Source organism: Nostocoides jenkinsii Ben 74, assembly GCF_001046875.1.
Classification (GTDB): Bacteria; Actinomycetota; Actinomycetes; order Actinomycetales; family Dermatophilaceae; genus Nostocoides_A; species Nostocoides_A jenkinsii.
In genome coordinates this window covers 1,749,312-1,771,095 of record NZ_HF571038.1, presented here as the reverse complement: position 1 = coordinate 1,771,095, position 21,784 = coordinate 1,749,312, and the positions used below count along the sequence as shown (strand labels likewise).

Here is a 21,784-nt window from a genome sequence, read left to right as displayed (position 1 = left end):
TTGTCGGTGGTCCCTGTCAGGCTTTCTCAATAGGGCAAGCATAGGCGGAGCGATGGCTGAACTCAGACATTTGTTCGAGCGTGTCTTGCCAGACTTCGAACAGACGTGCTACTAATTCTGTAACCGAGGCTCGAACGTAGGTTCGATCCTCGCACGAGAGGAGAGAAACGCCATGGGTGCAGCAATCGCGTGGGAGATCACGGGGATCAATGGTGCGGGGCTGTCTGCCCCGGTGGGGACGGGGCGTCAGTCCTGGCCCGCGGTGCGTCGTCTCTCCGTAGTCCCCGCCGCGTCTTCCCCCATCGAGGCGGCGGCGGACATCTCGGTGCCCGCGCCGGGGGCGCGGCGAGACGCCGGCGGGCGAGCAGAGGGTGTGCCGACGACACCCACGCTCGCTCGCCGTCGGATCGGTCCAGCGGCGGAGACGGCGTCAAGCGCGTTTCGGCTGACCAGGTGGGGACGGCTCCTGTGCACCCTCGTGCTGGTGGCGGTGTTGGCCGCTGCCGCCGTCGCGGCCTCCGCCCGATCCGGTGGTGCCAGTGCCTCGACCTCCCCGCAGCGCATCACGATCGCGCAAGGGCAAACGCTGTCGGGTCTGGCCGTCATCTACCTTCCTGATCTGCCGATCTCCCACGGTGTCGATGCCATTCGCGTTGCCAACCGCCTGCAGAACGACCGCATCATCGCGGGCGACACGCTCATCATCCCGCAGGGCTGAGCGGTGCCACAGCGGCGCTGCAGATTGCCGCAAGACACGCCGGGCAGCGAGGGTTGCGCTCGGGTGATCAAGGGATTAGATTCCTACATCTAGTGGTTACATAGATGTAGTTCATCCACATCTAGTGCACAACTGGCCGGAATTGCCCACAGCTTTTCCCCATGTTGTGCACCCCTGGTCCCCAACCGGTCGAAGGAGTCGGTCATGCACTGCCCGTTCTGCAGGCACACCGACTCCCGGGTCATCGACTCCCGCACGGGGGACGACGGCTCCCAGATCCGTCGTCGCCGGCAGTGCCCCGAATGCAGCCGACGCTTCACCACGATCGAGACGGCGAGCCTGACGATCCTCAAGCGATCTGGGGTCAGCGAGCCGTTCAGCCGCAGCAAGGTCCTCGTCGGTGTCCGCAAGGCCTGTCAAGGCCGGCCGGTGACCGAGGACGATCTCGCGCTCTTGGTTCAGCGGGTGGAGGAGTCCATCCGCAGCCAAGGCAGCGCCGAGGTCGACGCGCACGAGGTCGGGATGGCCATCCTTGGCCCGTTGCGCGAGCTCGACGAGGTCGCTTACCTCCGATTCGCCAGCGTCTACCAAGGCTTTGAGTCTCTCGAGGACTTCGAGGCCGCCATCACCTTGCTTCGCGCCGAGCGCGACGCCGCCGCTCCGGTCAAAGAGACCGTCCCCCATCGGGACGCCTGAACTCCCGGGTGTCGGCCGCGTCGGCTGGTCGACACCCGGTGAACATCCGCAAGACAACACCGCTCAACCCTGTCGCCTCGACGCCCGTCAGCCGCGACACTCGTCAATGGAAGGCATCACGAGATGACCGAGACCGCACGCTCCGGATCCGCCCGCGCGGGCAAGGCCAAGGGCCTGACGATCGAGCGCATCTACACCACTCCCGGAGTGCACCCGTATGACGAGGTGACCTGGGAGTTGCGCGACGTCAACCAGACCAACTGGAAGACCGGGGAGCAGATCTTCGACCAGAAGCGGGTGGAGTTTCCGGAGTTCTGGTCCGTCAACGCGAGCACCATCGTCACCACGAAGTACTTCCGCGGAGCTCTCGGCACTCCCGAGCGCGAGCGCAGCCTCAAGCAGCTCATCGACCGCGTGGTCCTGACCTACGTCAAGGCCGGCAAGGACTTCGGCTACTTCGCCTCCCCGGGCGACGCCGAGGTCTTCGAGCACGAGTTGACCTACGCCCTGTTGCACCAAGTCTTCAGCTTCAACTCCCCGGTCTGGTTCAACGTGGGCACGCCGAGCCCGCAGCAGGTTAGCGCCTGCTTCATCCTGTCCGTCGACGACTCCATGGACTCGATCCTCAACTGGTACAAGGAAGAGGGCTTCATCTTCAAGGGCGGTTCCGGTGCCGGCCTGAACCTCTCGCGCATCCGCTCCAGCAAGGAGCTCCTGTCGTCCGGCGGAACCGCGTCCGGGCCTGTCTCCTTCATGCGTGGCGCCGACGCGTCCGCGGGCACCATCAAGTCCGGCGGCGCGACCCGCCGTGCCGCCAAGATGGTCGTCCTCGACGTCGACCACCCCGACATCTACGAGTTCATCGAGACCAAGGCGCGCGAGGAAGACAAGATTCGCGCCCTGCGCGACGCCGGCTTCGACATGGATCTCGGCGGCAAGGACATCGTCTCCGTTCAATACCAGAACGCCAACAACTCCGTCCGGGTCACCGACCAGTTCATGCGCGCCGTCGAGGACGGCTCCTCGTTCGGCCTCACCTCGCGCAAGGACGGCTCGGTCATCGAGGAAGTCGATGCCCGCGACCTGATGCGCAAGATCTCCGAGGCGGCCTGGGAGTGCGCCGACCCTGGCATCCAGTACGACGACACGATCAACGCCTGGCACACCAACCCCGAGACGGGTCGCATCACGGCGTCGAACCCCTGCTCCGAGTACATGTCGCTCGACAACTCTTCGTGCAACCTCGCCTCGCTCAACCTCCTGAAGTTCCTGCGCGACGACGACACCTTTGACGTCGCGACCTTCCAGAAGGTCGTCGAGCTCGTCATCACGGCGATGGACATCTCCATCTGCTTCGCCGACTTCCCGACCGAGCCGATCGGCAAGACGACGGTCGACTACCGCCAGCTCGGCATCGGTTACGCCAACCTCGGCGCGCTGCTGATGGCCACGGGCCATGGGTATGACAGCGAGGGTGGCCGGGCGCTTGCGGCGAGCATCACGTCCCTGCTGACCGGCGCGGCCTACAAGCGCAGTGCGGAGCTCGCCGGCGTGGTGGGTCCCTACGCGGGCTACGCCCGCAACGCCGACGCCCACAAGCGGGTGATGCGCAAGCACCAGGCGGCCAACGACGCGGTGCGCACCAAGCACGCGATGGACCAGGACATCCACCGCGCGGCCACCAGGGCGTGGGACGCCGTCATCCAGCTCGGTGAGAAGAACGGCTACCGCAACGCCCAGGCGTCGGTGCTCGCCCCCACCGGGACCATCGGCTTCATGATGGACTGCGACACCACTGGCATCGAGCCCGACTTCTCGCTGGTGAAGTTCAAGAAGCTTGTCGGTGGCGGGTCCATGCAGATCGTCAACCTCACCATCCCCCGCGCACTGAAGAAGCTTGGCTACGCGCAGGAGACGATTGAGGCGATCGTCGAGTACATCGCCGACAAGGGCCACGTCATCGACGCTCCGGGCCTGAAGGTCGAGCACTACGAGGTCTTCGACACCGCGATGGGTGCCCGGGCGATCTCACCGATGGGTCACGTGCGGATGATGGCGGCCACCCAGCCGTTCCTGTCCGGCGCGATCTCCAAGACGGTCAACCTGCCCGAGACGGCGACCGTCGAGGACATCGAGGAGGTCTACGTCCAGGGCTGGAAGCAGGGCCTGAAGGCGCTGGCGGTCTACCGCGACAACTGCAAGGTCGGCCAGCCGCTCTCCGACGCCGGTTCCGGTGCCAAGGACGCCAAGGCGGCCGAGAGTGCGGCAGCCCCCGCGGCCGAGAAAGTTATCGAGTACCGCCCGGTCCGCGAGCGCCTGCCGAAGCGCCGCAGCAGCCGCACCACCTCGTTCGCCATCGGCGGCGCCGAGGGTTACATGACCGCGTCCACCTACGACGACGGTCGCCTCGGTGAGGTGTTCCTCAAGTTCGGCAAGCAGGGCTCCACCCTCGCGGGCGTCATGGACGCCTTCTCCATCGCGATCTCGGTGGCGCTGCAGTATGGCGTTCCCCTCGAGACGTGGGTCGAGAAGTTCACCAACATGCGCTTCGAGCCGGCCGGTATGACGGATGACCCGGACGTGCGGATGGGCCAGTCCCTGATGGACTACGTCTTCCGACGCCTAGCCTTGGACCACCTCGACTTCGAGACCCGGTCCTACTACGGCATCTACACCGCGGAGGAGAGGGCCCGTCACTTGGAGACCGGTTCCTACGAGCCCGTCGAGGACGACGCCGACGACGAGGACGAGTTGGAATCGCTGGCCCAAGGCCTCGGCGCCCAGGCGCCCAAGAAGGCGGCGGAGCCGCGCCAGAGCGTGAGCGGCGACGCGCCTTCAGGCGACAAGGAGATCGACGCCACGTCCGTGCACTCCGGTGCCGGTGCGGCCTCCGCTCGCAAGGTGTCCGCGGAGATCCACTCCAGCGCCGACTTGCTGGCGATGTTCGGCGACCGCAAGGCCGCCGACGCCCCGATGTGCATGACCTGCGGCACCAAGATGCGCCCCGCCGGCTCGTGCTACGTCTGCGAAGGCTGCGGCAGCACCTCCGGCTGCAGCTGAGGCAGGAGCGCCAGGCGCTGAGGCGGGGCCGGTCGTCATCGCGACGACCGGCCCCGCACGGCCATACCCGGAGCCGCCATCCTCGACGCCCTGATCAGGCCGGATGCGTCGCCGCGATCTCCGCCACGTCGATGACGTGGCCGCACAGCTGCTCGCAGCGAGCCCACAGCTCTCGGGCTTGTGGCCGATCCTGCGCGGCGGCCGAGGTCCCCACCAGGGTGGGGTGGCCGCGCATCTCCCCGGGCCAGTCTGGCCCGACATAGCTTCCGCCCGGGAGGTCGGGGACGGTCGCGGCATACAGCGTGGGTAGCGCTCCCATCTCGGCCGACTGGGCGAAGAAGGGGAGGCGGTTGCCGAGCCCCATGACGAGGCTCTGCAGCGGCCCGCCGCCGGATTGGAGGTTCGTCGCGGCGTAGCCCGGGTGGGCCGCCACCGAGATCACCGGCGAGCCGGCGGCGTCGAGGCGGCGCTGAAGTTCCAGGGCGAGCATCAAGTTCGCCAGCTTGCTTTGGCTGTATGCCGCCCACGCCCGATAGGGGCGCTTCTCACCACCGAGGTCGGCCAGGTCCAGCCGCCCTACCCGATGCATCTGCGAGGACAGCGTGACGACGCGGTCCTGAATCTGCCCGAGCAGCAACCCGGTGAGCAGGAAATGGCCGAGCACATTGGTGGCGAATTGCAGCTCGTAGCCCTGCGCCGAGCGCGCCTGGGGCACGGCCATGATTCCGGCGTTGTTGATCAAGACGTCGAGGTTGACTCCGGCCATCTCGCCAGCAAAGCGCCGAACCGAGTCGAGGTCCGACAGATCCAGTTCCCGCGTCTCGTGACTGCCGGGCAGCGAGGCCCGGGCAGCGTCCGCCTTCGCGACCGTCCGGCAGGCGAAGATCACGTGAGCGCCCTTGGCGCACAACGCCGTTGCCGCCTGCAGCCCAATCCCGGAGTTGGCGCCGGTGATGACCACTACGCGGCCACTCTGGTCCGCGATGTCGTTGATTGTCCACCGCGCGGCCCCCGCCCGAGCCCCGATCCACGGGATCACGCGGACGCTCCCGATTCCGAGCTAACCACCGAGTCATGCCCAACCACCGAGTCACGGCCAGCCACGAAGGCGGTCACGCACGCGCGAATGTCGGCCTCGCTGTGCGCGGCAGACAGTTGCACCCGGATCCGCGCGGCGCCCTTGGGCACCACCGGATACGAGAACGCGATCACATAAACCCCCTCGGCAAGCATCGCGTCGGCGATCTGACTGGCCAATCGAGCGCCGTCGTCGCCGCGGAACATCACCGGCACGATCGGGTGCTCGCCCGGAAGCAGCTCGAACCCGGCGTCCGACATCAACGAACGGAATAACGAGGCGTTGGCCCGCAGCCGCTCCCGGCCTTCGCTGGAATCGTGCGCGAGCCGCAATGCGGTGCGCGACCCGGCCACCACGCTCGGCGCCACTGCGTTGGAGAACAAATACGGCCGCGAGCGCTGCCGCAGGAGCGACACCACCTCGCGGTGGCTGGCGATATAGCCGCCCGACGCCCCGCCCAGCGCCTTGCCCAGCGTCCCACCGACGATGTCGACGCGGTCCCGAACGCCGAACAGCTCCGGCGTTCCGGCGCCGGTCGGCCCGATGAACCCGACCGCATGCGAGTCGTCCACCATCACCAGCGCGCCGAACTCCTCGGCCAGATCGCAGATCTGCGGCAGCGGAGCGTACGAGCCATCCATCGAGAACACCCCGTCGGTGACGACTACGACCCGGCGCGCCCCGGCCGCGGCAGCCGCCACCAGCTGCGCACGCAGGTCGGCCATGTCGGCATTCCGATAGCGAAAGCGAGCCGCTTTGCACAGCCGAATCCCGTCGATCAAGGACGCGTGATTCAACTCATCCGAGATGATCGCGTCGCCCTCGCCGAAGAGAACTTCGAAGACCCCGCCATTGGCGTCGAAGCACGACGAATACAAGATCGTGTCCTCGGTCCCGAGGAAGCGCGACAGCTCCGCTTCCAGGGCCGCGTGCTGGGCCTGGGTGCCACAGATGAAGCGGACACTCGCCATACCGAATCCCCACTCCTGCAGGGAATCTCGGGCGGCGGCCACCACCTCGGGATGGTCGGCGAGCCCCAGGTAGTTGTTGGCGCAGAAGTTCAGTGCGTCTCCCGAGGACGTCGCAATGTGCGCCGACTGGGCCGTCGTCAGGCGCCGCTCGTCCTTCCACAACCCCGCGTCGCGAATCTCGGTCAGCGTGGCCGCCAACTCGTCTTTGATCTCGGCATACATGGACTATTCCTCCCAGTTGAGGACGACCTTGCCGCATTGGCCCGATCGTGCGATCTCGAACGCCTGCGCCCAGTCGGCCGCGGGAACGCGGTGGGTGATGACCGAGGCGATCCGCTCGGCGAGGGTGGTCGAGGTGGTGAGCATGGCCCCCATCGCGTACCAGGTCTCGAACATCTCCCGGCCATAGATCCCGCGAATCGTCAGCATATGCGTGATCACCTTTCCCCAATCCACGGCGTATGGCCGTTTGGGCAGCCCCAGCAGCGCCACCCGCCCGCCGTGGTTGAGGTTGTCGATGATCTCCTCGACGGCCGCGGGTGCCCCGGACATTTCGAGGGCAATGTCGAAGCCCTCCTTCATCCCGAGCGTGCGCTGCGCATCGCGCACCCGATCGCGTCCGCTGTTGACGACGAGATCCGCACCCGCCGCCTGCGCCAGGGCGAGCCGGTAGTCCGACAGGTCGGTGACCACGACATTCCGGGCGCCGACATGCCGCGCGATCGCGACCGCCATCACCCCGATCGGTCCGGCGCCGGTGATCAGCACATCCTCACCGACCATCGGCCACTGCGACGCGGTGTGCGTGGCATTGCCGAAGGGGTCGAAGATCGCACCCAGATCAGGATCGAATCCCGCCGGCTGCACGTGGGCGTTGCTCGCCGGCAGCACGATCAGGTCGGCGAAGGCGCCGTCACGGTTAACGCCGATTCCGATCGTGTTGATGCACAAGTGTTTTCGGCCGGCGCGGCAATTGCGGCAGTGCCCGCACACCAAGTGCCCCTCGCCGGAGATGCGATCGCCGACGGCCACCATGTCCGCAGGGACGTCCTCCCCGACCTCGACCACCTCGCCGAAGAACTCGTGCCCGACGATCAGCGGAGCCTTCACCGTGGATGCCGCCCAGTCGTCCCAGTCGTGGATGTGCAGGTCGGTGCCGCACAGCCCGGCGCGCAGGACGCGGACCTTGACGTCGCTTGGTCCGCACCGGGGCTCGGGGACGTCGATCAACTCCAACCCCGGTCCGGCCGTGGTCTTCACCAGTGCGCGCATGGCAGTCCTCCTCGACAATCCCGCCCAGCGTATGCCGCGGCCGGCCGTCGCCGACCGGCGACAATGACCACGTGACCCATCCGGCGCGCTTCCACGACGACGACCCGCTGCTCCACCGGGTTCGGGACCTCGCCCTGGCCTTCCCCGGCGCCGACGAGAAGATCTCCCACGGAACGCCGACCTTCTTCACGGTCAAGGTCTTCTGTCAGTACGGCGCGCCCGTCAAGGGCGATCACGACAGTTGGGCGCTGCGCCGCTCTCTGGTCTTCCGGCCCGAGGAGGCGGAGCGTGCCGCGCTCCTCGACGACCCCCGCATCCACGTCCCCGCCTATGTCGGAGCCCACGGTTGGCTCGCGCTCGATCTGACCCACGCTGAGCCTGACTGGGCCGAGGTTGGGGAGCTGATGGACGCGTCCTACCGCCTGACCGCGCCGGCCAAGCGGGTCGCCGAACTCAACTCCCGCTGACCTGCCCGACCCCGCGAGGGTGAGCGGCGCGGCATACGGTGGGGGAGTGAGCGACTCCCTGGGACCACTATCCCTGCTCGATCTGGCGATGGTTCGCCGCGGGCAACCGGTGGCCGAGGCGTTGCGGGACAGTCTTGCCCTCGCCCAGCATGCGGAGGCGACCGGGCGCTTCACCCGCATTTGGTATGCCGAGCACCACAACATGCCGACCATCGCCTCCGCGGCGACCGCCGTCTTGATCGCGCACGTCGCCGCCAACACCACCTCGATCCGGCTCGGCGCCGGCGGCGTGATGCTGCCCAATCACGCGCCCCTGATCGTTGCCGAGCAGTTCGGCACGCTCGCCGAACTCCACCCCGGTCGCATCGACCTGGGACTTGGGCGCGCTCCCGGTACCGACCAGGTCACGCTGCGTGCCCTTCGGCGCGACCCGCGCGCCTCCGACGACTTCCCGAGCGACATCCGCGAGTTGCAGGGCTATCTCGCGGGGGAGTCGCTGATCCCGACCGTGTCGGCCCACCCGGGTGCCGGGACTCGGGTCCCGCTCTACATCCTCGGTTCCTCCTTGTATGGCGCGCAGCTCGCCGCCGCCTTCGGCCTCCCGTATGCCTTCGCCAGCCACTTCGCGCCGGACGCGCTCGTCCCGGCGATGCAGGCCTACCGATCCGGGTTCACCCCGTCCGCCCAGTTGGCCGAGCCGTATGCGATTGCCGCGCTCAATGTCATCGCCGACCCGGACGCCGTGGTCGCGCAGGAGATCGCCGACCGAGTCCTGCGCTCGCGGGTGCGGATGCTCGCTGCCCGCGTCCCGGCGTATGCCGCGCGCCTCGACGACGCCGCTATCGACGAGCTTCTGGACTCGCCGGTGGGCGCCCAGGCGCGGCACATGATGACCTACACGGCGGTCGGCGACGGCGCCGGAGTTGCCAGCTACCTGGCGGACTTCCGGGCGCTGGCCGGTGCCGACGAGCTGATGCTGACAAATCCCGCGCCGGAGCTCACGGCTCGGCAGACAACTCTGGACGTGGTGGCGTCCTTGCCGTGACCGGCGCAGCCCCCACGCCCGACCCCGCCCCCACGCCAGCCCCACGCCCGACCCCGCCCACCGCCTCGATGGTGGACGGGGACGGGATGGCGGTTGCACAATCGCCCCAATTCCCGTGAGCCAGGAGCCCCTTCATGCGTGTTCGTTCGTTCGCCCCCGCCGCTGCTGCCGTCGCCGCGTTGGCCACCTTCCTGCCGGCCCAGGCCAGCCCCGCGCCCTCGGTCGCACCGGCGGGCACTGTCCCGGCGAGCGCCGCCTCGGTGAGCACCGCCTTCGGGGCGGTGCCGGCGGACGGAAAGGCCACGCCATACCGATTCGCGGTCATCGGGGACATGCCCTATGGCTCGACCCAGCTCGCGCAGATGCCGGCCTGGATCAGCAAGATCAACGCCCAGAACCCGGTCATGACCTTCCACGTCGGGGACATCAAGACATCGGCCCGCCGGTGCGACAGCTACTACATGACCAAGATCCTGACGCTGTTCAACCGGTTCAACACCGCGCTGATCTATACCCCGGGAGACAACGAGTGGGCCGACTGCCACCAGAAGGCGTCAGGCAGCTATAACCCCCTGGAGCGGCTCGCGAAGCTCCGCTCGGTGATGTATCCGACCCCGGGCCGGACCCTCGGCAAGGCTCCATTGCCGGTCTCCAGCCAGTCCTCCAGCGGCTTCCCCGAGAACGTCCGGCTCGCCCGCGACGGGATTGTGTATGTCGTGGTGCACAGCGTCGGCGCCAACGACGACCTCGAGGTGTGGACCGGTCGCAACAACGTCACGCCGGCCCAGCGAGCCGAGGAGACCAAGCGGATGGGGAGCGCGACGCACACCATCGCGGCGGCCTTCCAGCAGGCCAAGGACACGGGCGCCAAGGCCGTGGTCATCGTCCTGCACGTCGATATGTTCGACCCGACCCACACTCCGGTTCCGGCCAAGCTCACGGCCTACAAGCCGCTGGTCCAGACCCTCATCACGCAGGCGAACCAGTTCCGCGGTCAGGTGTATCTGTTCAACGGTGACAGCCACGAGTACAACGTCGACAACCCACTCCAGTCCGGGTCGAAGTGGCTGTCGATCTATGGCGTGAATGGCTACTCCACCAAGCTGCAGCGCATCACCGTCGACGGCGACCAGAATGTCCGCTCGTTCCTGCTGGTGACGGCCAATAGCGGCGCCACGGGTCCGGTGCTGAGCTGGACGTCGGTGCCCTTCTGATCCGATCCGCGCTGCGGAGTGGCCCGACCCCTTGATCCGCCTGCGGACCCTGTCGGTGCTAGGTGACAGGATGCGGCCATGATCGACCACTTCGGCATCAACTGCAGTGACTTCGAGGCCAGTTGCCGCTTCTATGACGGTGTGTTGGGCGTGCTCGGGCACAGCCGCCTGATGGACTTCGGCGTCGCCATCGGCTACGGCTCCGAGGGCAAACCGACCTTTTGGATCAGCCGGTGGCCGGGCGCCGAGCCCAACCGCGAGATGCACGTCGCCTTCGCGGCGCCCGACGCCGAGGCGGTCCGGGCGTTCTATGACAAGGCGATGGAGCTGGGCGCCGAGAGCCTACACGCCCCGCGGGTGTGGCCCGAGTACCACCCCGGCTACTTCGGTGCGTTTGTGCGTGACCCGGACGGCAACAACATCGAAGCGGTCTGCCACGGCGCCCCGCAGGGCTGACCTTCGAGCGGCCGGCCCGGCCGCGCGACTAGGCGACCGGGACCGAGGCGCGGGCGGCGTTCTGGGCGATCGCGTCCGCGATCTCGCCGATGCGGTTGCGCGGCAGGTCGTGGGCCATGTCGGGGAACATCAGCAGGCGAGAGCCGGGAACGGCCCTTGCGGTAGCCATACCACCGCTGGGTGAGACGAGGCGATCGAGCAGTCCGTGGATCACCAGGGTCGGCATGCGCAGGTCGCGCAGGCGGGCGGTCCGGTCCGGGCTCGCGTTGATCGCGATGAGTTGACGGATCCGGCCATACGGGTCCGGGTCGCGGCTGATGGCCTCCTCGATCATGCCCCGCACCTCGGCCTCGTCGAACATCGGCCCGGAGATCTGTCGCCACGCGTCCAGCCCCGCGGCGATCGCGCCCTCGCGGTCCGTCGGTCGCGGCTGCATCATCGTGCGGCGCAGTTCGGGATACATCGACGTCGCCGGGCGGCCCTGCCGCTTGTTGCCCGTATTGGACATGATCGAGCAGAGCGAGCGGACCCGCGTCGGGTAGTCGATGGCGAGCTCCTGCGAGATCATGCCGCCCATCGAGACGCCCACGACGTGGGCAGACTCGATGCCGAGGTGGTCCAAGAGCCCGACGGCGTCGTCCGCCATGTCGCCCAACAGGTATTCGCTCTTGGCCAGGCGACGTCCGGCCAGACTGCGCAGGACGTCCTTGCGCTGGGGCACGGCGTCGTCCATCTTCGAGGACAGGCCGATGTCGCGATTGTCGAAGCGGATGATCCGGAAGCCATGGTCGACCAGCGCGTCGAGCAGCGCCGGGGGCCAGGCGATGAGCTGCGTCGCGAGGCCCATGACGAGCAGCATGGGTTCACCTTCGCCGCGCTCCTCAAAGTGAATCCGTATTCCGTTGACGTCCGCTTCAGGCATACCGCCCATCAAACCATCCACACCGGCGCTCCCGGCGGCAGCGCGGGGCGACCAAGATCACCTGTGGATAACCGGCCGGGTGATGTCGGGGGTGCGACATACAGTTGCCCGTATGCCGAGCCTCACCGAAGCCCTCGCCGTCGCCGTCGCGGCGCTCGGGGGGAGCCCGCGTCCGGGGCAGGAGCAGATGGCCGCCGCCGTGGCCGAGGCCATCGAGAAGGAAGAGCACCTGCTGGTCCAGGCCGGCACGGGGACGGGCAAGTCGCTCGGCTACCTCGTGCCCGCGGTCCTGCACGCCGCCGACTCCGGCAAGCCCGTCATCGTCGCCACCGCGACGCTGGCATTGCAGGGCCAGATCGTCGACCGCGACCTGCCCAGGCTCGCGACCGCCCTGACGCCGCTGCTTGGCCGTCGGCCGCGGTTCGCCCTGGTCAAGGGCCGACGCAACTACGTCTGCCAGCACAAGCTGGTCGGTGGCTTCCCGGACGAGGACGAGGCGGCGCTGTTCGAGATCGGCGACTCCGCGGCGTCCTCCTCTCGTCTCGGCGGCGAGGTGGTGCGTCTGCGCGAGTGGGCGGAGCAGACCGACTCCGGCGACCGCGACGAGCTCGTGCCGGGTGTCTCGGAGCGGGCCTGGCGCCAGGTCAGCGTGAGTGCCGAGGAGTGCCTGGGCGGCAACTGCCCGATGGTGGCCGAGTGCTTCGTCGAGCGCGCGCGGGAGGTGGCAAAGGGCGTCGACGTCGTGGTCACCAATCATTCGTTCATGGCCATCGACGCCTTCGAGGGCCGGTTCATGCTGCCCGAGCACGAGGTGCTCGTCATCGACGAGGCTCACGAACTCGTCGACCGCGTCACCTCGACGATCACCGACGAACTCACGGCCGGTATGGTGCGGGCCGCCGCCCGCAAGGCGGGCCGCGTGGACTCGGCCGAGGTTCTGGAGGACTGCGCGGCCGCTCTCGAAGCCGCCCTGGAGCGGCTCCCGGAGAGCCGGGTGGACGGCATACCGGAGCAGTTGGCGTTGGCGTTGGCGACGGTGCGCGACGCGGCGCGGACCGTGCAGGGCGAGCTCAAGCCGCCGCCGGGGGAGACCGTCGACGGTGCGCGGCAGATGGCGCTCGCGGCGGTGGATGAGGTCTTCGACAACGCGGCGCGCATTCTTGAGGAGCGCGAACTCGACGTGTTGTGGAGTCGCGTCGATCCGCGGCGCGGGCCGGTCCTGAGCGTGGCGCCGATGAGCGTGGCGATGCTGGTGCGCGACAAGATCTTCACCGATCGCACCGTGGTGCTCACGTCGGCGACCCTGGAGTTGGGCGGAACTTTCGACGCGCTCGCCGGCACCATCGGGTTGCGGGGCGCCGAGGCCCCGGCGTATGCGGGGCTGGATGTGGGCAGCCCGTTCGACTACCGCGGGCAGGCCATCGCGTATGTCGCGGCGCACCTGCCGCCGCCCGGTCGCAGCGGGTTGTCCGACGCGGCGCTCGACGAGATCGAAGCCCTGGTGCGGGCGGCCGGTGGGCGGACGCTGGGGTTGTTCAGCTCGATGCGAGCAGCCCGCGAGGCGGCCGAGGCGATGCGAGATCGATTGGGCGACAGCGGCATCGAGATCCTGTGCCAAGGGGAGGATCAGGTGCCGACGCTGGTGCGCCAGTTCGCGCGCGAGCCGACCACCTGTCTGTTCGGAACGCTCACGCTGTGGCAAGGCGTCGACGTGCCCGGCTCGAGTTGTCAGTTGGTGTTGATCGACCGGATTCCCTTCCCGCGCCCGGACGACCCGCTGGCCAGCGCTCGGACGGAGGCGATCGGGCGGATGGGCGGCAATGGGTTCATGGCGGTGTCGGCGACCCATGCGGCGCTGCGCCTGGCGCAGGGCGCCGGCCGGCTGATCCGCAGCGCCGACGATCGCGGCGTTGTGGCGTTCCTGGACTCGCGGATGATGACGGCGCGCTATGCGGGGTTCCTGCAGAAGTCCCTGCCGCCGTTTTGGCCGACCACCGATCGCGCGCTGGTGCTGCAGGCCCTCAGCCGCCTCGACCAGAACGCGCCGCCGCCGCGGCCCGTCGCCGAGCCGGCCAAGCGCACCCTCGGTGGCGCCGTCCCGGATCCAGCCGGTGACGCGGGCGAGCGGGCCGACGAGGAGGGGGCCGCTCATGCCTCGCCCGTCGCCGCCGATCCGCCGGCACCGACCAACGCGCGCACGGCTGTGACGCTCGGGCATCCCTGGTCGGAGCAGGACGACGAAGAGCTGCGCGACGGCATCGAGATGGGGCTGAGCCTGGAGGAGCTGGCGGAGTCGTTGGAACTGCCTCCCGAGGTTGTCCAAGCGCGGCTGGATGGGCTTGGCCTGGAAGTGTCCAGCCAAGAGGCGTTTAGTTTCGGCGACTGATGCGGGCAACCGGATCGGGTGGGCTGTCGGTGCGACATGACAGGCTGACGCCATGAGTGACACCGTCGCGGTCCCGAGCCGAGTGCCCCCGCTGGTGCTCGTCCACGGGCCGGAGTCGGTGCTCAGCGAGCGCGCGGTCGCCCAGGTGCTCGGTGACATCAAGCACGCCGCGCCGGAGACCGAAGTCATCAAGGTGTCGGCGCTGAGTTACGAGGCTGGCACATTGCCGATGCAGGCGAGTCCTAGCCTGTTCGGCGAGGCCAAGGTCGTGGTGATCCACGACAGCGACGAGGGCGATGAGGCTTTCCAGTCGGACTTGCTGGCGGTCATCCCCGATGCTGGGGAGGAGCTGACCCTGCTCGTCGTGCACAAAGGCGGCGCCCGCGGCAAGAAGTTCATCGACGCGCTGAAGTCCGCCCGCGCCCGGGTCATCGACGCCCCGGCCATCAAATCCGATCGCGACAAGCAAGACTTCACCGCCAACGAGTTTCGGCGGGCAGGTCGCAAGGCCACCCCCGACGCGATTCGCGCGCTCGTGGAGGCGGTCGGCAGCGATATCGCCGAGCTCGCCTCCGCGTGCCAGCAACTGATCGACGACACCCAAGGAACCATCGACGACCGGGCCGTGCTGACCTACCACGGTGGCAAGGTGGAGGCCACCGGCTTCCGGGTCGCCGACGCCGCCATCGCCGGCGACGCTGGCGAGGCCCTCCGTCTCCTTCGACACGCCATCGCCACCGGCCTCGACCCGGTCCCGATCGTCGCCGTTCTCGCCGGACAACTGCGCCAGCTGGTCAAAGTCGGCGCCGCCGGCCGGGGCCGCTCGGCCGACCTCGCCCGCGAGCTGGGGATGGCCCCTTGGCAGGTCGACCGTGCCCGCCGTGCCCTCGGGGGCTGGGACGGCGCGGCCCTCGGCCGGTGCATCCAAGCCGTTGCCGCGGCCGACTTCGACGTCAAGGGTGGGGGCCGCGATCCGGTGTATGCCGTGGAGCGCGCCATCTTGACCATCGCCGCCGAGCACGGGGGCTGACGGAGGGAAGGCACGGCATACGAGGAGGCACGGCGAGGAGGCACGGGATCGGGACGGGGCCACGCGGCATAAGCCAGGGAGGCGTGCCGGATTTCGTGGGGAGCCGCCCGTGCCGGTAGGCTTGACGCTTGCGTGCGCGCATGGTCGTGCGCGCATCGCAGCACCACCCAGGTCGGCTCACGCAAGGTACCCCCACGCCTGTCCCGAGACGACCTGCCGCCCTCAACGGCATACCGACCAACCTCTAGAAAGATCACCTGTGGCGAACATCAAGTCCCAGATCAAGCGGATCAAGACCAACCGCACCCGCACCGAGCGCAACAAGGCCGTCAAGAGCGAGCTGCGGACCTGGGTCCGCAAGTTCCGCGAGGCCGTTGCGTCTGGCGACGCGGAGGCGGCGAAGTCCGCCCTGCAGACGGCGTCGAAGAAGCTCGACAAGGCCGTGAGCAAGGGCGTGATTCACGCCAACCAGGCCGCCAACAAGAAGTCGGCCATGGCGAAGAAGGCTGCCTCTCTCTGAGGCGTCCCGATTCCGGCACGAGGCCCCTGTCACCCACAAGGTGACGGGGGCCTCGTCGTTGTCTGCCGAGTCGCGAGGTAGCGTCCACCCTCATGGTTGATCCCGGCGCGGCACTGTCGATCCTGTTCTATGGCGGCAGCGGAGTGATCAGTGCGGCGTGTGTCCGCGAGGCTGTTGCCGCCGGGCACCGGGTCAGCGTGCTCAATCGTGGCCAGACTCGGAGCCGGATGTTGCCGGAGGGTATCGAGCTGCTCCAGGCCGACGTCCGGGACTCTGGGGCCGTCGCGCACGCGCTGGGGGAGCGGCGCTTCGACGTCGTGGCCGATTTCCTCGCCTTCCATCCGGACAACGTCGCGCAGTCGCTGGAGCAGGTCCGCGGCCGCGTCGGGCACTACGTCTTCATCTCCTCGGCCTCGGCGTATCAGACCCCGCCGGCCCGCCTACCGGTGACCGAGTCGACGCCGCTGCGCAACCCGATGTGGGACTACTCGCGCAACAAGATCGCCTGCGAGGACCTGCTGGTCCGCCGCTACCGCGACGAGGGGCTGCCGATGACGATCGTGCGGCCCTCCCACACGTATGACGAGACCTCCCCGCCGCTCTTCGGTGGCTGGACTACGGCCGAGCGGCTCCTGCGCGGTGCCCCGGTGGTGGTCCCCGGCGACGGGACATCGCTGTGGACCGTCACCCACGCCCGCGACGTCGCGCGGGGGTTCGTGCCCCTGCTGGGCAACCCCGCGGCATACGGGGAAGCAGTGCACCTCACCCGGGACGACGCTCTGCCGCTGAATGCGATCGTGACCACGCTCGCGGACGTCGCGGGGGTCGGCGCCGACTTGGTGCACGTCGCCTCGGACACGCTGTGCGCGGCCCGCCCCGACCTGACGGGCCCACTGCTCGGCGATATGGCGAACTCGATGCTCTTCGACAACACCAAGGCCCGCTCGTTTGCACCGGGCTGGCACGCGCGAACGACCTTGGCTCAGGGTGCCCGCGAGATCATTCGGTGGCGTCGTGAGCACACGCCGGAGGTCGACCACGACCTTGATGCCTACTTTGACCAGTTGGTCGCCCGGGTGCGCTGATGCCCGCGCCAGTCCGGGAGATCTCGGACGCGGAAGGCCGAGCCCGCCTGGCTGTCCGGCACGGACTCGGCCCCGGCTGCGCCTTCTCCAGCATCGCGTCCGCGACGGCGGGTATGACGGCCTGGCACGCCACCGAGCTGCCATCCGTGCACCTGGCGATCCACGCGCGCACCCGCGGCCTGAGCGTCGAGGACGTCGATGCCGCGCTGAACCAGGACCGCTCGCTGGTCAAGCAATTGAGTATGCGGCGCACGCTCTTCGCCGTCGATCGTGCCCTGCTGCCCGCGGTGATCGCGGGCCCGGGGCAGCGGGTCGCGGGCCCGGAGCGCCGGCGGCTGGCCAAGGAACTGGTCGCCGCCGGCTTGGTCGAGGATGGCGAAAAGTGGCTTGCTGCAGCGGAATCCGAGGTCCTCGAGCTGCTGGACGCGTAGGTTCTCACAACGGCTGACGTGCGGGCTGCGCTGCCGCGGATCGCCGGAACCGTCCCCGTGACTATCGGCACGAAATGGGGGCAGAATGTCGCCATCGGACCCCGCGTGCTCGGCGTTCTGGCGGTCCAGGGCCGGGTGACGCGCGGCGCGAATGCCACGCATTGGCGCACCTCGAAACCGACCTGGACCACGATGCGGCACTGGCTCGGTGCCGAGCCGGAGCTGCCGGACGCGCGGGCGGCATACGCCCTGCTGGTGGGTCGGTGGCTGCGCACCTTCGGGCCAGGCACTGAGGAAGACATCGTCTGGTGGTTCGGCGCGACCAAGACCGCCGTGCGCGCCGCACTCACACAGACCACACGGCATACCTCTTCGACAGCGTCGGCAATGCCGTGCCGACGGTCTGGGTCGACGGCCGGATTGTCGGCGGCTGGTCGCAGGACCCGGCGGGCGAGGTGCGAATCATGCTGCGGGAGAAGCTGCCTCGTCATCACCTGGATCTCGTGGAGGAAGCGCGGCAACGGCTGATCGCCTTCGTGGACGGTGATCGGGTGCCCTCGACCTATGCCGTGGCACTCCTCGCCGGTCGTCGGCTGCCCTAGATCGCGACACGAGAAAGTGCTCTCCGTCACGGCGTGGACAGGCGATTTGATTAGGTAAGCCTTACCTAACTATGGTTGTCCGAGTCGTTCCCCCGCTCGGAAGGTTCCTCCCATGATGCGCAAGACGTCCACTGCCACCGCTGTCCTCGCCGGTTCCCTGCTGCTCTCCGCCTGCGGGAACTCCACGACAGAATCGAGCACCGGCTCGACCGGCTCCACCACCACCTCCAACGGCTCGACGGCCGCTGCCCAGCAAATGGTGACGATCTACTCAGGGCGCAATGAGGCCCTCGTCGGGCCGCTGCTGAGCCAGGTTGAGTCGGCCACTGGCACCAAAATCGATGTGCGCTATGGCGATTCGAGCGCCCTGGCCGCGCAGCTGCTCGAAGAGGGCGACCGCAGCCCGGCAGATGTCTTCTTCAGCCAGGACGCCGGGGCGCTCGGCGCGCTCGCCAAGGCCGGCCGCCTGCGCACCCTCGATTCGTCCACCACCGGCGCGGTCCTGAAGGGGTATGCGGACGCGAACGGTGCCTGGGTCGCCACCTCCGCCCGCGCCCGCGTCGTCGCCTATGACCCGGCGAGCGCGCCGGAGGCGGAGACCTTTACCAGCATCGACGCGATCCTCGACCCGAAGTACAAGGGCAAGATCGGCTTCGCCCCGACCAACGCGAGCTTCCACTCCTTCGTCACCGCCCTGCGTGTCACCAAGGGCGAGGCCGGTGCCAAGGACTGGCTGACGAAGTTCAAGGCCAACTCGCCCCAGGCGTATGAAAAGAATGGCGCGGTGCTCGCGGCGGTCGACTCCGGCGATGTATCCCTCGGGCTCATCAACCATTACTACTGGCACGAGCTGGTCGCCGAGAAGGGCGCGGATGCAGTCAACGCCAAGATCCGATTCCTCAACGCGGACGACCCGGGCGCCCTGATCAATGTCGCGGGCGTGGGTGTGCTGAAGTCCAGCGACACGCAGGACGCGGCCGCCAAGGTCGTGGCCTATCTGACGTCCAAGCCAGCGCAGCAATACTTCGCCGACGAGACCGCGGAATATCCCGTCTTAACCGGCGTCACGACCGACAAGCATGACCTGCCGGATCTCGCTTCCTTGACCAGTGCCGGCATCGATCTCGGCCAGCTCGACAGTCTCGAGGTGACCCTGGGCATGCTCGACGAGGTGGGCCTGACCTGAGCACCAGGACGGCCGAGCGTCCCCGCGTCCGGGCGCGACGGCATACGGCGGGCCCACCCTGGCAGCTGACCCTGCCGGCGGTGGGCGTCGCCGCGCTTGCCCTGATTCCCTTGGTCTATCTCGTCATCCGCGCGAGTGAGGCCGGTGGCGGTCAGGTAGCGGCAATCCTGTTGCGAGAGCGGACTTTTGCGCTCATCGGGCGCAGCCTCGCCTTCGCCGCGACCGTCACCGCCGGATGTGTCGTCATCGGTGTCGGACTGGCGGTTCTGGTCGCGCGCACCGATGTGCCGGGGCGTCGCCTGCTCGCGGCGGTGGCGCCCCTACCGCTCGCGGTCCCGAGTTATGTCGCCGCCTTCGCGTGGATCTCCTGGCTGCCCGGAATGTCCGGCTTCCGCGGCGCGGTGCTGGTCTTGACGCTGTGCTGCTATCCCTTCGTCTACCTGCCCGTGCTCGCGGTGCTGCGCCAGAGTGATGGCGGCGCGGAGGAGGTTGCGCGGACCCTCGGACGCGGCCCCTGGTCGGCCCTGCGCGCGGTGACGCTGCCGCGCGTCATCCCCGCGGCGTCGGCGGGCGGATTGCTCGTCGCGCTCTATGCACTCAGCGATTTCGGCGCCGTTTCGATCCTGCGCTATGACGTCTTCACCCGCGTCATCCACACTTCCTATAGCGCCAGCTTCGATCGCACCCCGGCGGCCGTGCTCGGGCTCTTGCTGGTCCTCATCACGGTGCTGTTGGCGGTGGGTGAGCGACTGGCGCGGCGTCGTGAGGTCGCTAGCGTCGGAGGGGGCAGCGCCCGCCCACCGGCTCGACTTCCGTTGGGGCGCGCCAGGATTGCTGCGAGTCTCGCGGCATATGCCGTGCTCGGGCTCGCGCTCCTAGTGCCGCTGACCGCACTGCTCTTCTGGTTCGCGACCGGCCTCTCGAGCGGTCTCGAATGGGATCGTTTGCTGCCCGCCCTCGGCGCGACTGCCTGGTTCGCGGGCCTAGGCGCCGTGGCGGCCACCATCGCCGCCATCCCGGTCGGGGTCCTCGCGGCCCGGCATCGCGGACGCCTCGCGACCGGTGTGGAACAGGCGATCTGGGCCGCCCACGCTCTGCCCGGTCTGGTCGTCGGCCTCGCCATCGTCTTCCTCGGCATCCGGGTGCTCCCGGGCCTTTATCAGCGCACCCCGCTGTTGGTGCTGGCCTATGTCGTGCTCTTCCTCCCCGCCGCCGTCGCCTCCGTGCGCGCCTCGGTGGCGCTCAGCTCGCCACGGATCGAGGAGGTTGCGCGCTCGCTCGGGGCGCGACCCAGCGAGGTCTTGCGGCGCGTCACGCTGCCGCTCGCGGCCCCCGGCATCGGCGCGGGAGCCGCCCTCGTGCTCCTCACCGCGATGAAGGAACTCCCCGCGACCTTGCTCCTGCGGCCGACTGGAGCCGACACGCTGGCCACCCGGCTGTGGAGTCACACGGGAGTTGGGGCGTATGCCGCCGCCGCGCCCTACGCGCTCCTGCTCGTCCTGCTGGCCGTGCTGCCGACGATCGCGCTGATGCGCGCGACCGGGGCATGGGGCGAGGCCAATCGCGGGGCCGCCGAGGGTGCTGGTCAGGAGGTTGGGGCGTGAGCCGGCTGGGGATTCGGGGGCTGCAGGTCGACCTGGGGGAGCGCACCGTCCTTGATGGCGTGGACCTTGAGGTGGAATCGGGCACCCTCGCCGCGATCCTCGGGCCGAGCGGGTGCGGCAAGACCACGCTCTTGCGGGCGGTTGCGGGCTTCGTGACGCCGAGGCGCGGCACGATCCGCCTCGGCGGGCGCGTGCTCGTGGGGCCTGGCCACGTGCTGGCGCCCGAGGCTCGGGGAGTGGCCTTGGTGCCGCAGGAGGGTGCGCTCTTCCCACATCTCGATATCGCCGCGAATATCGCCTTCGGCCTGCCGCGCCGCGAGCGCCGCTCGAGCCGGGTTTCGGAGCTGCTGGACCTCGTCGGACTCGCGGGCTCTGCCCAGGCCCGTCCGCACGAACTCTCGGGCGGTCAGCAGCATCGGGTTGCGCTTGCCCGGGCACTCGCGCCCGCTCCGGGGATGGTGCTCCTCGACGAACCTTTCGCCGCCCTCGACGCCACCCTGCGCGGGAATCTGCGCGCGGAGGTCCGGAGCGCTCTGGCCGCGGCGGGTGCGACCGCGCTGCTGGTGACGCATGATCAGGACGAAGCCTTGTCGATGGCGGACTCTGTCGCCGTCCTGCAAGGCGGTCGAATCGCCCTGCACGACAGTCCAGTTCGTGCGTATGAAGCACCCCCAGATCTCGGGACCGCGCGTTTCCTCGGCGAGTTGGTCGAGTTGCCTGGGGATCTCGTCGCCGGTCGGGCCCACTGCGCGCTGGGGGAGGTGGACGTGGTGTCGGAACCAGGGCTTCGCGAGGGCCCGGTCACGCTTGGATTGCGGCCCGAACAACTCCGCCTCGGCGGCGGTGGCCCTGCGGGGGTCGGGGGCACGGCGGGGGTGATTCGAGGTCGCGAGTACTTCGGGCACGACTCCCTCCTGGCAATCGAGTTGTCCGACGGCTCTGTGGTCCGCGCCCGCGTCGCTGGCCGCCCGCCGCTGGAGGACGAGGTGCACTTGTATGTCGTCGGTCCGGTCCGCGCCTACCCCCGTTGACGCCGACCCG

General features: G+C 68.8%; 19 protein-coding genes and 1 pseudogene. 16 read left to right on the top strand and 4 right to left on the bottom strand.

What is annotated here, in order from left to right:
* Positions 1-172 precede the first annotated feature (172 nt).
* The 3 genes from BN13_RS08240 to BN13_RS08230 all read left to right on the top strand — a co-directional run bounded on the left by BN13_RS08240 (position 173) and on the right by BN13_RS08230 (position 4,474).
* A complete protein-coding gene (locus BN13_RS08240) occupies positions 173-718 on the top strand; it encodes a LysM peptidoglycan-binding domain-containing protein (RefSeq protein ID WP_048545950.1) in 546 nt (181 codons plus the stop codon).
* A gap of 204 nt (positions 719-922) precedes the next feature.
* A complete protein-coding gene (gene nrdR / locus BN13_RS08235; protein WP_048545949.1) occupies positions 923-1,414 on the top strand; it encodes a transcriptional regulator NrdR in 492 nt (163 codons plus the stop codon).
* A 123-nt stretch (positions 1,415-1,537) separates the two neighbouring features.
* On the top strand, positions 1,538-4,474 hold the full coding sequence (locus BN13_RS08230; RefSeq protein ID WP_048545946.1) for a vitamin B12-dependent ribonucleotide reductase: 2,937 nt from the start codon (positions 1,538-1,540) through the stop codon (positions 4,472-4,474).
* 94 nt (positions 4,475-4,568) lie between these two features.
* On the opposite strand, the gene BN13_RS08225 is transcribed toward BN13_RS08230, so the two are convergent.
* From BN13_RS08225 to tdh, 3 genes are read right to left on the bottom strand one after another with little or no spacing between them, the layout of a single operon-like run.
* Entirely contained in the window at positions 4,569-5,513 is a 945-nt protein-coding gene (locus BN13_RS08225; protein WP_235433984.1) for an oxidoreductase, read from the bottom strand.
* Complete coding sequence (locus tag BN13_RS08220; protein WP_048545943.1) at positions 5,510-6,745, bottom strand: glycine C-acetyltransferase; 1,236 nt, start codon at positions 6,743-6,745, stop codon at positions 5,510-5,512. Before BN13_RS08220 ends, BN13_RS08225 begins: the two co-directional genes overlap by 4 nt.
* 3 nt (positions 6,746-6,748) lie before the next feature.
* A complete protein-coding gene (gene tdh / locus BN13_RS08215; protein ID WP_048545940.1) occupies positions 6,749-7,795 on the bottom strand; it encodes an L-threonine 3-dehydrogenase in 1,047 nt (348 codons plus the stop codon).
* A gap of 71 nt (positions 7,796-7,866) precedes the next feature.
* Here tdh and BN13_RS08210 point away from each other — a divergent pair, with 71 nt between their 5' ends.
* From BN13_RS08210 to BN13_RS08195, 4 genes are all read left to right on the top strand, one after another.
* Positions 7,867-8,262: an MmcQ/YjbR family DNA-binding protein gene (locus BN13_RS08210; protein ID WP_048545937.1), complete on the top strand. Its 396-nt coding sequence runs from the start codon at positions 7,867-7,869 to the stop codon at positions 8,260-8,262.
* A gap of 46 nt (positions 8,263-8,308) precedes the next feature.
* Complete coding sequence (locus tag BN13_RS08205) at positions 8,309-9,307, top strand: LLM class flavin-dependent oxidoreductase (protein ID WP_268806956.1); 999 nt, start codon at positions 8,309-8,311, stop codon at positions 9,305-9,307.
* A 134-nt stretch (positions 9,308-9,441) separates the two neighbouring features.
* The gene (locus BN13_RS08200; RefSeq protein ID WP_235433983.1) at positions 9,442-10,521 is read left to right on the top strand and encodes a hypothetical protein; all 1,080 of its coding nucleotides are present in this window, start codon (positions 9,442-9,444) and stop codon (positions 10,519-10,521) included.
* A gap of 78 nt (positions 10,522-10,599) precedes the next feature.
* Positions 10,600-10,977, top strand: coding sequence for a VOC family protein (locus BN13_RS08195; protein ID WP_048545932.1), 378 nt, complete (start codon positions 10,600-10,602; stop codon positions 10,975-10,977).
* Positions 10,978-11,005: 28 nt separating this feature from the next.
* Here BN13_RS08195 and BN13_RS08190 read toward each other — a convergent pair whose 3' ends face one another.
* The gene (locus tag BN13_RS08190; RefSeq protein ID WP_048545928.1) at positions 11,006-11,899 is read right to left on the bottom strand and encodes an alpha/beta fold hydrolase; all 894 of its coding nucleotides are present in this window, start codon (positions 11,897-11,899) and stop codon (positions 11,006-11,008) included.
* Positions 11,900-12,011: 112 nt separating this feature from the next.
* Here BN13_RS08190 and BN13_RS08185 point away from each other — a divergent pair, with 112 nt between their 5' ends.
* From BN13_RS08185 to BN13_RS08145, 9 genes and pseudogenes are all read left to right on the top strand, one after another.
* On the top strand, positions 12,012-14,285 hold the full coding sequence (locus tag BN13_RS08185; RefSeq protein WP_048545926.1) for an ATP-dependent DNA helicase: 2,274 nt from the start codon (positions 12,012-12,014) through the stop codon (positions 14,283-14,285).
* A gap of 52 nt (positions 14,286-14,337) precedes the next feature.
* Positions 14,338-15,315, top strand: a complete 978-nt coding sequence (gene holA / locus BN13_RS08180) for a DNA polymerase III subunit delta (RefSeq protein ID WP_048545924.1) — start codon at positions 14,338-14,340, stop codon at positions 15,313-15,315.
* 259 nt (positions 15,316-15,574) lie between these two features.
* Complete coding sequence (gene rpsT, locus BN13_RS08175; RefSeq protein ID WP_048545922.1) at positions 15,575-15,835, top strand: 30S ribosomal protein S20; 261 nt, start codon at positions 15,575-15,577, stop codon at positions 15,833-15,835.
* Positions 15,836-15,927: 92 nt separating this feature from the next.
* Positions 15,928-16,920 carry an NAD-dependent epimerase/dehydratase family protein gene (locus BN13_RS08170; RefSeq protein WP_048545920.1) on the top strand — a complete coding sequence of 331 codons (993 nt, stop codon included), beginning with the start codon at positions 15,928-15,930 and terminating at the stop codon, positions 16,918-16,920.
* Positions 16,920-17,645, top strand: a pseudogene (locus BN13_RS20220) (DNA glycosylase AlkZ-like family protein); the annotation flags it as partial. The gene BN13_RS08170 and the pseudogene BN13_RS20220, both read left to right, overlap by 1 nt.
* A 14-nt stretch (positions 17,646-17,659) precedes the next feature.
* Complete coding sequence (locus BN13_RS19975; RefSeq protein ID WP_048545916.1) at positions 17,660-17,953, top strand: DNA glycosylase AlkZ-like family protein; 294 nt, start codon at positions 17,660-17,662, stop codon at positions 17,951-17,953.
* A 112-nt stretch (positions 17,954-18,065) separates the two neighbouring features.
* The gene (locus BN13_RS08155) at positions 18,066-19,139 is read left to right on the top strand and encodes an extracellular solute-binding protein (protein WP_048545915.1); all 1,074 of its coding nucleotides are present in this window, start codon (positions 18,066-18,068) and stop codon (positions 19,137-19,139) included.
* 80 nt (positions 19,140-19,219) lie between these two features.
* Complete coding sequence (locus tag BN13_RS08150; protein ID WP_235433982.1) at positions 19,220-20,743, top strand: ABC transporter permease; 1,524 nt, start codon at positions 19,220-19,222, stop codon at positions 20,741-20,743.
* Positions 20,740-21,774: an ABC transporter ATP-binding protein gene (locus tag BN13_RS08145; RefSeq protein ID WP_235433981.1), complete on the top strand. Its 1,035-nt coding sequence runs from the start codon at positions 20,740-20,742 to the stop codon at positions 21,772-21,774. Before BN13_RS08150 ends, BN13_RS08145 begins: the two co-directional genes overlap by 4 nt.
* Positions 21,775-21,784: the final 10 nt, after the last annotated feature.